A 13,086-nucleotide genomic window follows, 5' to 3' on the forward strand; every position below is an offset into this window, starting at 1 on the left:
AATAATTTACTGGAGGAATTTAAACGATGAGAATGACAAAGGGGAACGTATCGAAATGGGTTACCAGCATACTTCTTTGCACTGTTATGACAGCAGTTACAGCGTGTGGGAGCGCGGTTCCTAGCGGTGGGCAAGCAACCAAGCAGCCGGATAAACCGGCGGAATCGGCTAAATCTGCCGAAACTCCAAAGGCCTCAGAGAAGCAAAAACTCGTCATTTACACAGCTAGAGATAAAAACGTTGTCGATGAGATTGTTCCAAAGTTTAAAGAGAAGAATCCAAATGTTGATGTTGAAGTGCTTACGATGGGCGCTCAGCAAATTATGGAACGTGTCCGTGGAGAGAAAGCTAATCCGCAAGCAGATTTCTGGTGGGGTGGAACCCAATCCTCGCTCATGACAGCGGCAGATGAAGGACTTCTGGAAAGCTTCAAACCTAGCTTCGGCGACAGCATACCGGCGCTCTATAAGGATGCGAAGGACCGTTGGTACGGCGAAATGCTGCTGCCTGAGGTTATTATGTATAACTCTAAAGCGCTGAAAAAGGAAGATGCACCTCAGGATTGGGATGATCTGCTTGATGCTAAATATAAGGGGAAAATTATCATTCGCGGTGTTCTTGCATCCGGTACGATGAGAACAATCTACTCAGCAATGGTTTTTAAAGAAGGTGGAGCTACAGATCCGAAGAAAGGCTACGACTGGCTGAAAAAGCTGGATGCAAACACGAAAGAATATGCGCAGGATCCTACAAACTTATATTTGAAGCTAGCGCGTGAAGAAGGAACTCTGTCTCTGTGGAATATGCAAGATATTATGATTCAGAAGGAATTGCAGAAGCAGCCATTTGACTTTATTTATCCGAAAAGCGGTGCGCCGATTCTGGTAGATGGTGTAGGTATTGTTAAAGGTGCAAAAAACATGGACGCAGCTAAAAAGTTTTATGAATTTCTATTTGACTCCAAGTTGCGAGTGGAATTAGCCGAGAAACTATTCCAAATTCCTACCAGAACGGATATTAGCAAAGATACGCTTCCTGCTTGGTTGAAGGGCGTTGAATTAAAGCCTATGCAACTGGATTGGACAGTTATGGCGAATAAGGAAAAAGACTGGATGCAGTACTGGGATGAAAACATCAGAGGTAAAGGCGGTAAATAAGTCAAATTGGATGGCGGAGGATCCCCTCCGCCACGATTACAACAAGGGAGGTGGCCTGCTTGATTGATGTGGCTTTGGAACAGGTAAGTAAAGAATTCGGCAAAGTAAAAGGTGTTCAAAATGTAGATGTCAGAATTAAACCAGGAGAATTTTTCACTTTTCTTGGTCCGAGCGGATGCGGGAAAACAACGACGCTTCGGATGATCGCCGGATTCTATTATCCGAGCGCAGGACGCATTGTTTTCGGGCATGAAGATGTTACGGTCCTGCCTCCGAATAAACGTAATACGGGGATGGTATTTCAAAACTATGCACTTTTCCCGCATTTGACTGTATTTGAAAACGTAGCGTTCGGCCTGGAGGTTAGAAAAAAGTCGAAACTGGAAATCGCCGAGAAGGTAGAGCGAGCCTTAAGACAGGTACATCTGGGTGATTTCGCACATAGAAGAATTGACCAATTGTCAGGCGGTCAGCAGCAGCGTGTTGCTCTAGCGAGAGCCCTTGTGATTGAACCCAAAATATTACTTTTGGATGAACCCCTATCTAATCTAGACGCTAAGCTCAGAGAAGAAACACGTTTAGAGATTAAGCGTCTACAGATTGAGCTTGGAATAACTACGATCTACGTTACTCATGATCAAGCGGAAGCGATGTCGATGTCAGACCGCATTATGGTCATGCATGGCGGCGTCGTTCAGCAAATTGGGACACCCGAGGAAGTATATCACCACCCGGTTAATCGGTTCGTAGCTTCGTTCATCGGTGAGTCGAATTTGTGGGAGGGCGTTATTGAGGAAATCCGTGGGGAGGAAGTCAATGTCCGAGTTGCCCCTGGCCTCGTACTAACGGCTTTAGCACGTAATTGTTCACCTAACACAACATTGACAGTTGGCACAAAAATTACCTTATCCATACGTCCTGAGTCAGTTCGTGAAGCACTGCCGGAGGAGCAGCTTCGAACGAATGCGGTGATTGGTAAGGTGATGATTTCAGAATTTACGGGCATCAGCGTCAATTATTTGCTACAGGTGCAGGGGCTCTCGCTGAAAGCTATGTTTGTCAATCACAAAACACATGTCCAGCAGCGTGGGGACGAGTTATCTATCTATATTCCCAAAGAAAGTGTATACCTGCTGGGGTAGACGAGGGATCCGACAATGAAATCTGAAATGCAATCCTACACGCAGCCTGTCACTCGTAGACGTTCAATCGTACATTCACCTAATTTCGTTTATATACTAGTAGCACCTCTATTTCTTGTATTACTGGCATACGTGCTATTTCCCTTATGTCAGACCTTTCTACAAAGTGCCTTAGTGGATGGGCAGTTTTCGATGAAAAGCTACGCCAAGTTCTTTAGCTTGGAGCATACTGCAAATCTGGAAGCTCTTTGGACGAGTATTTATTTATCGGTTCTTAGTGTGATAACGTGCGCACTCGTTGGGATCACCATGGCTTTCTTGCTTGAGCGTTATGAATTCCCAGGGCGGAAAATATTAACCGTACTCGTTATGGTTCCAATGGCTTTGCCCCCGTTAATCGGTGTGCTGTCCTTTACGTTTTTATATAGTGAGAGCGGGATCATTCCCCGAGCCCTGAAACTTCTGCTTCATCTGGATCACGTCCCTTTTTCGCTTAAAGGTGTGTGGGGAGTGCTCGTTGTTCATACGTTTACCATGTATACGTATTTCTACATGACAGCTTCGTCCGCAATCAAAGGCTTGGATCCATCCCTGGAGGAAGCGGCGTCCAGTCTTGGAGCCGGAAGATTATATATTTGGCGGCGAGTTATTATTCCGATGCTGACACCAGCTATTATTGCTTCATCTCTATTGGTTTTTATGGTTTCTATGGCCTCTTATACGGCACCTCTCATCTTTGGAATAGAACGGACTATGACAATGCAAATTTACTTGTCGCGTACAAATGGCAATCTGGATATGGCTGCGACGCAATCGACGATTTTATCGTTCGTCTCTATTCTATTTTTGATTTTAATGCGATGGTACCAAAGTCTCCGTAATTATCAAAATTTGAGTAAAGGCGTCTCTGTGCACAGGACAGAGGTGAAAACGGTATGGGGTCGATATCTGGCGATGCTGCTTTCCTTCCTGGGTGTCATTGTCCTGCTTCTGCCGATTTTCGTCATTATTCTAATCTCTTTTTCAGTTGATGGAAAATGGACTACGCAAATATTACCGCCAGAGTACACTTTTAAGCACTATGTGGAGCTTTTTACGGATAGCAAAACGTGGCGTCCGGTCGTTAACAGTTTCAAAATGAGCTCCATTGCCACATTAGGCAATGTCATATTTGGCGTAGCGGCTGCTTACGCGATGGTTCGTTTGAAATTCAGAGGAAAATCGGTAATGGACATTTTTATTATGCTTCCATGGGCGCTGCCGGGTACAGTTGTAGGTATTAATCTGATAACTGCATTCAGTACACCGTCAGTATTCAGCTTTAACCAAGTACTGGTAGGAACCTTCTGGATTTTGCCTATCGCCTATTTTGTTCGCCATTTACCTCTGGTTTTCCGCTCGACATCCGCTACCTTGATACAAATGGACCCTTCTACGGAAGAGGCGGCACGCAATTTGGGGGCTACCTGGTGGTACAGCTTCCGGCGCGTGGTTTTCCCAATGGCGCTTAGCGGCATACTGGCCGGGACACTGCTTGCGTTCGTGGATGGCATTGGAGAATTTGTGGCTTCAATTTTGCTTTTTAAAACAAGTACCGTTCCCATCTCGGTAGAAATATTTCAGAGAATGTACTCTTTCGAATTCGGCACAGCTTGTGCATATGGCGTTTTACAGATCGTTCTGATTATCATTGTTCTCTTTATTTCGCGTAAGATTACAGGGGATAAAGCAGGTAGCGCATTCTGACCATCACTGATGATCTTCAAGCAGGCTCGGTCATATCGTGGGAACACCTAGGAGTTCACAACCACGTCATGATATACAGCGGGAAATTGGCCATTTCTTGCCGTGTGAGATAGGAATGATCAAAGGAGGAGTTCAATTGAGTGGTAAGTCGAAATCAAGCCCCAAATTAGTATCTATGATAACGAGCGTTGCGATCGCAGGAAGTATGCTCTTACCTGCAATAGCAAGTCCAGCTTATGCAGAACGAGGCGTAGTAGATCTATGGAAATCGATCAAGCCGTTAGCGACCATTGCAAGTGCCATGAATACCGGTGCCCATCCAGATGACGAGCACAGTGCTGTTCTTGCTTATCTATCTCTTGGCAAAGGCGTCAATACGTTCAGCGTTATTGCAAACCGTGGCGAGGGTGGACAAAATGAAATCGGCAGCGAACTGGGGAATCCCCTGGGAATCATCAGGACTCGCGAACTGCAGGAAGCCTCTAAAATCACTAACGTAACACTAGGTATGCTTAGTGAACAAATTAATGATCCGATTTTTGATTTTGGATTTTCTAAAAGTGTAGAAGAAACGCTCCAACATTGGGGAGAGTCCGTTGCGTACGAACGTTTGATACGTAAGATCCGTGAGGATCGTCCGGATGTCATCATTCCATCATTCCTTAATGAAGATTCGACGCATGGCCATCATAGAACGATTAACGTTCTTACTGTTCGGGCTTACAAAGATGCCGCTGACCCGAATGTATTCCCTGAGCAGCTAAAGAATGGTCTGCAGCCTTGGCAGGTTAAGAAGTTATATTTGCCAGCAGACGCCAAGAAATATAACGTCATGGTTCCAGTAGGCGATTATGATAACATCTACGGCGCTTCTTATGTGCAGTTGGGTGAGGAATCGCGCTTTATGCATAAGAGTCAAGGTATGGGCAGAGTCGTAGATGAAGGTCCCTCAGGTAATTACTATACGCTAGAATCAAGTACGGTAAAAACGAATGATAAGGAAGCAAGTTTCTTCGATGGAATTGCCTTCACTTTTGCCGACCTGGCTAAAGAGGTTGAAACCAAAGGCAAAGATAATAAAATAACGAAGGACTTACAACTGCTGCAAAAAGACAGTGAAGAGGTTATTAAGGCGTATCCAAACTTTACGGAAGTGGCCCGGGAAGTTCACGAAATGAAAAAGGATGTCCAAAACGCCTTAGCAGATGTGAAGTCTTCCAGTCTTGATCAAGCCGTGAAGGATGATTTGTTCTATCGATTGAATGTGAAAGACGTACAATTGAACAAAGCTAGCATGGAAGCCACTTCGTTGGTTGTTAAAGTGAAACCAGAAACGGGAGAGTTAGTAGCGGGGCAAACGGCCAAGGTCGTGGTTTCTGCTTTCAACGGTGGCGATGTGGACCTGAAAAGCATTCAATTAAACTTGAATGTTCCGCAAGGGTGGGAAGCGAAGGCCGCAGGGCCGGTTACATTCGATTCGATTGGCAGGAACCAAACGGTTTCCGTTACGTACAATGTGACCGTACCTAAGGATGCTGCTGAGTTCAAGCCTTATGCCGCACCGAATCTAACGGCTGATGTTACATACAAGGCGTTTGATACATCAAGTACGGTTAGAGCAGTTCCGCAAAATGCGGTTGCCGTTCTTCCAGCGTATGCGATGTCTCTTAGCCCTAGTGCAACTGTATTTAATACATTGAAATCGGATGAGGCGATTCCGGTTAAAGTTACAGTACGTAACTATACGCCAGGAGCTTCCAAGGCATCTATTTCTTTGAACTTGCCGGAGGGCTGGACGACTGAGCCGTCTGTAGAAGATATAAGTTTTGCTACTAAAGGCGAAACAAAATCCGTATCCTTCACGGTCAAAGGCTCCTCCAAAGTGGCCACAGGTAAGTACTCAATTACGGCGGTAGCTAAGAATGAAAATGTTCAAAGCAATGAAGGCGTTCAAGTGATTTCATATCCGCATATCGGTACAACGTATTTAATTCAGCCTGCCGAACTGAAAATTCAAGCGTTTGATTTGGTTGTTCCACAAAACTTAAAAGTTGGATATGTATCAAGTGGTTTTGACAACATAGATGAATATTTGCGTCAAGTAGGTGTTAATGTTGTGAAGTTGGATGACAAGGCAATCCAATTCGGCGATCTCTCGCAGTATGACACGATTGTTCTTGGCATTCGTGCATATGCTTTCCGTCCGGAGCTGATTCCGAGTAATCAACGTCTGTTGGATTATGTGAAGAACGGCGGAAACCTCGTGGTTCAATATCACAAGCCCGAAGATAAATGGAAGCCTGAGCTTGCGCCTTATCCGATTAAGATTGGTGAGCCGCTAATTAAATGGCGGGTAACCGATGAAAATTCCAAGGTTACGATGCTGGCCCCGGATCACCCGATCTTCAATTACCCAAATAAGATTACAAGTGCAGATTGGGATTCGTGGATTCAGGACCGTTCCGCTTATAATCCTGCAGAATGGGGCAATGCGTACACGGAGTTGATTTCTAACGGAGATCCGGGTGAAAAAGAATTCACAGGTACTTTCTTATCAGCTCCTTACGGAAAAGGTGTTTACACCTACAGCTCACTGGTTTGGTATCGTGAAATTCCAAATCTGGTTCCGGGCGCAATTCGTATGTTCGTTAATATGATTAGCCAAAAACAGTAATACAGCAATGAGCTAACCAATTACATATGGAGGTCACGATCAGTGTCCTCCATATGTATCATGATTTGGAGGTTGTTCAGGGGATATGAATGTAATGAATGTTCATGGGCGAGAGATAGATGAAGTTAAGAATACAGCGCAATTTGCTGTGGTTCCACTGGGTTCTTTAGAATATCATGGACCACATTCACCGTTGGGTACGGATGTTATCTTGGCTGAGGGCTTTGCACAAAAGGTAGATTTTGCTCTTAAGCCCTTAATCTATCCTGTAATATCATATACGCCTTGTCCAGGCAAAACCAAAGATTATCCTGGTACGGTTTCGGTCCGCCCCTCTGTTTTTATTGATTACTTATCAGACATCGTAGACGGAATTTGTCAGTTGGGCATTCGAAATATCGTCTTACTCAATGCTCACGATGGCAATATGGGTCCTTCCAGGACCGTAGCCGAATCCATCACCGGTATCTATCAAGACGCGAGCTTCTTGTTAATCAACTGGTGGCAAATGGTTGAGACTGGCTTTCCTGAGCAAATGGGGTTATTTCAAGGGACTGCGGGCAGAGGCCATGGGGGTCCATACGAAATGTCTACCGTTAAGGCTTTTCGACCGGACTTGGTTTCCGTACAGGATTCAGATTTGGAATTAGATTCATATTCACCTTTAATTTCAATACCCTATGTTTTAGTGGAGGGCACACCCCAAGGATGGGATGGATATACAGGTAAAATTAGGCAAACTTCCTATGAAGCTGGGGAGACGATCGTGGAAGAAGCCGTCCGGAATATGAATCAATTAATCGCGAATTGGCTTGAGATGAGAGCAAAACAATGATAGGAAAGGACGAATTGCATAATGAGATATCGTGAACAATTGCTGCAATCGGAAGGATCTTCTTTTCCGGGAAAAACGTATACGGAGGTTGTACTGGAGCCAGCTTTCAATGAAGCCAAAGAAAATCTGCTTAGCCCCATGATGGCAATCAATAAAGCACATCTGATCATGCTAAGTGAGCAAAAACTGATCACGGAAGAAGAAACCAAACAAATAGCTAAAGCCATTCAGAGTCTTGATACGGAGGCTTTGCGACGTAGCACCTATACCGGAGAGTTCGAAGATTTATTTTTTCAGGTCGAGCATCAGCTGCTGGTACATGCTGGGGATATTGCTGGAAATTTGCATCTTGCGAGAAGCCGCAATGATATGGGAATTGCGATCTATCGAATGGTGCTCAGAGAGAAACTAGCGGTAACACTGTCATCTGCACTTCTGTTGAAGGACCATTTACTGGATTTTGCAGAGGAACATTTGGGCACAGTGATGATTGGCTATACACATACGCAGCAGGCTCAGCCAACGACTCTCGCTCATTACATGACGGCTGTTATCGATTCCTTAAATCGTGATATTCGACGCATGAAGGCGGCTTATGCCAACTGTAACCGAAGCAGTATGGGAGCAGCGGCATTGACGACATCAGGATTTGCTATCAGCCGGGAACGTATGATGGAACTGCTTGCTTTTGATGAACTTATCGAAAATTCATACGATGCAATAGGCGGAGCTGATTACTTAGGAGAAATCGCGACAGCCATTCAGCTGGCGGCTATTAATTTAGGGCGGGTTGTGCAAGATCTTCTCTTGTGGTGTACGCAAGAGTTTGCGGTGCTTAAGGTAGGAGCTCCTTACGTACAAATCAGCTCCATCATGCCACAGAAACGCAACCCCGTCTCACTCGAACATATGCGGGCGTTATTGTCGAGCTGTGTCGGTAATACGAATACGATTCTTTCCATGATTCATAACACGCCTTTCGGAGATATTGTAGATACCGAGGATGATATGCAGCCGTATGCTTGGAAAAGTTTAGATATATTGGATAAAATGTATAGATTGTTAGCCGCCGTTATGGGCACAATGGAGGTCAACAAGGAAGTGCTTCGCCAGAGGACGGAAGGAAGCTTCGCAACAGTCACCGAGCTGGCGGATACATTAGTAAGATCGGATGCGCTGTCATTCAGAAAAGCCCATCATATTGTCAGCGATGTGGTGAAAAAAGCGCTTGCTAATGGTTTAAACGCGAATCAAATCACGCTTCAATTGGTGAATGACGCTGCAAGACAAATCATTGGGCGGGTTGTGTCCCTGAATGAGGAAGACTTGCGCAGAGCGATGGATCCCGTTCATTTTGTGGACATCCGTACGTTGCCGGGAGGCCCAAATCCTAAAGAAATGAAAAGAATCATAAATGACCGCAGGCTTCAATACTCGTCACATTTTCAATGGCTGCAAGAGGCGCGGGAGAAGAGCCGGTGTGCCATTCAGCATCTAGATGAAGTCATTCTTCAATGGAGTGAAGCCTTATGAAGAAATTAAGAGTTCCACTACTTGCTTTTGATGGAGGAGGTACCAAAAGCATTGTCGTTCTCACGGATAGGGAAGGAAACGTTTTAGGACAAGGAAAAGCAGGTCCATGTAATTATCAAGGGGTTGGCAAGAAAAAGGCGGTGCGGGAAATCGCTCATGGTATTCGCGAGGCGATACTGGATCTTGGTATAAGCGAGGATCTCGCATTACTCCCTTCAATCGAGATCGACTGCGCTGTTTTTGGAATCGCCGGCTTGGATACGGAATATGACAGGAAAGTGATTATGGAAATGGTGCAGGAAACTCTCTCCCTTCTGACTATCCAAGTAGGGCACTTATTGGTTCATAATGACGGATTAGCCGCATTATTAGGCGCAACCGAAGGCCAGCCCGGAGTGCTTGTCATTGCAGGTACAGGCTCGATCGTATTTGGTATCAACGAGTTCGGTCAAACGGGTAGGACTGGCGGATGGGGGCATCGGGTAGGGGACGAAGGAAGCGGCTATTGGATCGGCAAACAGGCCGTGACAGCAATCCTTCGGATGAATGATGGTCGGGGCGAAGCAACTAAACTACAAGAATGGGTGCTGCCGCATATGGGTTTTAACCATGTGGAAGAACTGTTCAATTGGGTCTATAGTGCGGACTACTCCGTGGATAAATTAGGGGAATTATCTCAGTTGGTTAGTTTAGCGGCGATAGCCGGTGATCATGAGGCTAAACGCATTTTATCCGCAGCTAGCGAGGAATTGTTTGTGAGTGTACGTGCTATCATTCAGCAATTAATGCTAACGGATAAACCGTTTAAGCTAATCCTGCAGGGCGGCGTTCTGCGTAATATTAGCCTGGTTCGGAAACAGTTGATTTCCCAAATCGAGGAATATGCACCCCAAGCTCAAATTGTTGACATGCAGGGGGAACCGATAAACAGCATTATTTCGATGGGGCTAGTTTATCTAAAGTCTTCGATCAGCGAATTGAATTGAAGGAAGGAGTTGAATGATGTGAGTAAGAAATTATTATTCGTGTTTGCTCATCCTGATGACGAATCCTTTGCAGCCGGAGGAACCATGGCTAAAGCCCATAACCAGGGGCACGAGGTGTTTTTAATATGCGTCACTTCGGGCTGTAAAGGGAAGTCCGGTGAATTTCAATTTAGCTCGCGAGAACAGTTAGCATTGCACCGCGAGGAAGAATTACGGAAGGCATGCTCCATACTTGGCGTTACCGATTTAATTTTATATAGATATCCAGACGGGACTCTCAAGGATCAAGATCCGGATATACTGGCCGAGCGAATTAGTCAAACGATTATTGCTTTAAAGCCAGATGTAATCTTATCGTTTCCGCTCGACGGGGTCACCGGACATCCGGATCATATTGCCGTTTCACTCGCATCAAAAAAGGCCGTAATCTTATCGGAGGCCTATTATCCCCCAGATCAGCTGCCCAAATTTTATTATATATCCGTTCCTCACTATTATGATCATTGCAAGGATGTAGGACCACTGAGTACATGCATCATTACAGGAAAAGTAGATATCAGTGAATTCAGATCATTGAAGGGGCAGGCACTGCAATCTTATAAGAGCCAAATCTACTCGGTAAACCGGGCCTACCCGGGTGTGATGCAGAACGATTTTTCGGTTATTGGGCCTTATGAATACTACACCTTAATACGTGCCAACGGTAATCAGGTCGACCTGACGGCAGAAAAGTTCTCAAACAAATTAATGATTATCGATTTATTTGATAAATCTAGCTTTTAAAAGGATTATTAAATGCATATCAATCAAGCAAAAAACGAAAAGGAGCTCACTATGAAAGCACTCGTCACTGGAGCAAATAAAGGAATCGGTTTCGAAATCGCTCGAAGTCTTGGTAAGCGTGGCTATGACATTCTCGTTGGAGCGCGTGATGAAGCCCGTGGGCAGGCAGCAGTCGAAAAACTTGCCGCAGAAGGCATATCAGCAACGTTCATCAAGATTGATTTGAATAATCTTGACAGCTTGCACGCAGCGGCTAAAATGGTTAATTCGCTCGATATTTTGGTCAATAATGCTGGAATTCCTGATAGTGTCAAGCCTGGGCGCGCGGCGCTCGACCTCGTAAAGCGCACATTTGACTATACAACTGAGGATTTACGTACGACGATGGAAACGAATTTTCTCGGCACACATGAGCTCATCAAAAGTCTGCTGTCATCTCTGACAGACAACGCGAAAATCGTCAATATCACCGTTCCGATTTCGCCGACCGACTTTTGGCACCCGCTCGCTTACATTACGAGCAAAGCAGCACTCAACGTGATGACACTGACTTACGCTTACGAGTTTGAAAAAATGGGCAGCCATCGCCAGATTTTCGGCATCATGCCTGGCGCAGTCGCAACCGACTTGAACGGCATGGAAGCTGGTGCGCACGGCGGATTCGTCAAGTCTCCCGAAGCCGCTGGGCAGATAAGTACCGACATTATCCTGTCTGATAAGAATCAAAATGGTCAAATTATTCAGTACGATGGAAAGATTGTTACAGATTATGAGATTCAACTGAGAGGTTAGAAACATCAAGTTCTGTCAGTGGTACTACTTCGACTGGCACTTTAGTTACTTAGGGCTAGCTTAATGGTTTACACAGCCTCTCCGATAGGACAAAATTTCGTTTCAATCGTCACGTTCGAGCACTTCAATGGGGATATAAGTTTATCCCAAGCATCACGGCCTCTAGCTCCACGAAGGGACCAATCCTTTCATGGCGCATTTTTATGAATGTCTTCCCTAGATTGGTGAACTGAACGACTTTTTCATTGATGGAGATACCATTTGTTTCTGGATTTCTTCTTGGGCCTTCCGACTCTTAACTAAAAGTGAAATGGTAGTTTTATTCATAATGGTGTCATTTCAATTCCCTTCTTCAATGTATAACTAGACAGTCATTAACTTATTATAAATTTCAAAATAGCATTCTCCAAAAGGCTTCGAATCCAGCCATACAAAGTCTGTCAGCGTTAGCCGAGTCACAGATCATGAAGTCGGTCGTTACTTCCGCTAATGGATAACGAAAGCGGAAAAGGTAGGGAGCAGCACGCCACGCGGCAGATGTTCCTTGTTTTCGTTAAGCAAAAGGGCAGGATTCCTAAATAGACAAAAGAATTTATTACTTCAGATATATTTAGAAAGAATATAAAAAGGGTTGTACATTTGAGAAACGATATATTGGATATGGTTAACTCATTTCCATTTAAAGAGGTTTCTGTCGGTTACCGAACAGTGACTTTATTTTCATCTGACGAATTAGAAAAAGCACAAATTGGATATTGCATTGATACAAACGGACAGTCCCTTACTGGTAATGGTGATGGAGATTGGCTGCAATCATGGCTTGTCATTGGTTATGAAGACGAAACAGGAGACCCCATTTTCATAGATATTTTTTAACAACAAAACCGCTACAGAGTAAAAAAACAACTTATTAATTTTTTTCAGAAAAGAAATGGCATATGGTGTTTTGACATGTCGGTTGTCAAGAACATTGTCCGAATGAGGTCCGCATAAACCGCGGGCTTTTTTAGTTATCAGATCAAGTTCTTGTCATTTGGCGATGACAAGAACTTGATCCGATTACCGATTCGTGACAAGAACATTGTCCGATTACCGACAAGCAATACGCCTGTAACTTACTAAACTCCCTCGGTATGATTTAATTTCCTCACGCAAGCTCGTCTATTCGCAGGATTTCATCCTTTAGGTTTCGATGCTGAATGAAAAGGAGCGAGATATATTTAGGGTGTTTCGTTAAAAGGGCATGCGGGAATAGAGGTGGAGTTGAATCACCCAGTTCATTCCAATTACTGCACGTATTCTCCACGGTGCCCTTAGCGATTTTCACTCCCATGTCTTGACGGGTCAATAGCCCTTTCATTCCTTCGTCACATCTATCTAAGGGGTGGAGGTCGGTCTTTCTAACGGAATGGGTCGGAGCCCTTTTGTTTAACGTATC

The 13,086-nt window shown here is 44.7% G+C and carries 10 protein-coding genes; all 10 read left to right on the forward strand.

Going from position 1 to position 13,086, the window contains the following annotated elements; genetic code table 11:
* Positions 1 to 26 precede the first annotated feature (26 nt).
* The 10 genes from ACUN27_RS18255 to ACUN27_RS18300 all read left to right on the forward strand — a co-directional run bounded on the left by ACUN27_RS18255 (position 27) and on the right by ACUN27_RS18300 (position 12,524).
* Entirely contained in the window at positions 27 to 1,157 is a 1,131-nt protein-coding gene (locus tag ACUN27_RS18255) for an extracellular solute-binding protein (protein WP_379174926.1), read from the forward strand.
* A gap of 59 nt (positions 1,158 to 1,216) precedes the next feature.
* Positions 1,217 to 2,299 (forward strand): ABC transporter ATP-binding protein, encoded by a 1,083-nt coding sequence (locus tag ACUN27_RS18260; RefSeq protein WP_315956068.1) that lies wholly within the window; start codon positions 1,217 to 1,219, stop codon positions 2,297 to 2,299.
* A 15-nt stretch (positions 2,300 to 2,314) separates the two neighbouring features.
* The gene (locus ACUN27_RS18265; RefSeq protein WP_445559340.1) at positions 2,315 to 4,045 is read left to right on the forward strand and encodes an ABC transporter permease; all 1,731 of its coding nucleotides are present in this window, start codon (positions 2,315 to 2,317) and stop codon (positions 4,043 to 4,045) included.
* 175 nt (positions 4,046 to 4,220) lie between these two features.
* Positions 4,221 to 6,719 (forward strand): NEW3 domain-containing protein, encoded by a 2,499-nt coding sequence (locus ACUN27_RS18270; protein ID WP_445560637.1) that lies wholly within the window; start codon positions 4,221 to 4,223, stop codon positions 6,717 to 6,719.
* Between the two features lie 85 nt (positions 6,720 to 6,804).
* On the forward strand, positions 6,805 to 7,554 hold the full coding sequence (locus tag ACUN27_RS18275) for a creatininase family protein (RefSeq protein ID WP_445559341.1): 750 nt from the start codon (positions 6,805 to 6,807) through the stop codon (positions 7,552 to 7,554).
* Positions 7,555 to 7,575: 21 nt separating this feature from the next.
* Positions 7,576 to 9,087: an argininosuccinate lyase gene (gene argH / locus ACUN27_RS18280; protein ID WP_315956071.1), complete on the forward strand. Its 1,512-nt coding sequence runs from the start codon at positions 7,576 to 7,578 to the stop codon at positions 9,085 to 9,087.
* Positions 9,084 to 10,073, forward strand: a complete 990-nt coding sequence (locus ACUN27_RS18285; protein WP_315956072.1) for an N-acetylglucosamine kinase — start codon at positions 9,084 to 9,086, stop codon at positions 10,071 to 10,073. Before argH ends, ACUN27_RS18285 begins: the two co-directional genes overlap by 4 nt.
* 18 nt (positions 10,074 to 10,091) lie before the next feature.
* Entirely contained in the window at positions 10,092 to 10,856 is a 765-nt protein-coding gene (locus tag ACUN27_RS18290) for a PIG-L deacetylase family protein (RefSeq protein WP_326062859.1), read from the forward strand.
* Positions 10,857 to 10,868: 12 nt separating this feature from the next.
* A complete protein-coding gene (locus ACUN27_RS18295; protein WP_315956074.1) occupies positions 10,869 to 11,648 on the forward strand; it encodes an SDR family NAD(P)-dependent oxidoreductase in 780 nt (259 codons plus the stop codon).
* 654 nt (positions 11,649 to 12,302) lie between these two features.
* Complete coding sequence (locus ACUN27_RS18300) at positions 12,303 to 12,524, forward strand: hypothetical protein (RefSeq protein ID WP_445559342.1); 222 nt, start codon at positions 12,303 to 12,305, stop codon at positions 12,522 to 12,524.
* Positions 12,525 to 13,086: the final 562 nt, after the last annotated feature.

It is taken from the genome of Paenibacillus sp. WC2504 (genome assembly GCF_052682475.1).

Excerpts from the sequence above, each read along its gene's own strand:
- ACUN27_RS18265 (WP_445559340.1), top strand. The coding sequence starts at position 2,315 with ATGAAATCTGAAATGCAATCCTACACGCAGCCTGTCACTCGTAGACGT.
- ACUN27_RS18275 (WP_445559341.1), top strand. The coding sequence starts at position 6,805 with ATGAATGTAATGAATGTTCATGGGCGAGAGATAGATGAAGTTAAGAAT.
- ACUN27_RS18270 (WP_445560637.1), top strand. The coding sequence starts at position 4,221 with ATGATAACGAGCGTTGCGATCGCAGGAAGTATGCTCTTACCTGCAATA.
- argH (WP_315956071.1), top strand. The coding sequence starts at position 7,576 with ATGAGATATCGTGAACAATTGCTGCAATCGGAAGGATCTTCTTTTCCG.
- ACUN27_RS18255 (WP_379174926.1), top strand. The coding sequence starts at position 27 with ATGAGAATGACAAAGGGGAACGTATCGAAATGGGTTACCAGCATACTT.
- ACUN27_RS18285 (WP_315956072.1), top strand. The coding sequence starts at position 9,084 with ATGAAGAAATTAAGAGTTCCACTACTTGCTTTTGATGGAGGAGGTACC.
- ACUN27_RS18295 (WP_315956074.1), top strand. The coding sequence starts at position 10,869 with ATGCATATCAATCAAGCAAAAAACGAAAAGGAGCTCACTATGAAAGCA.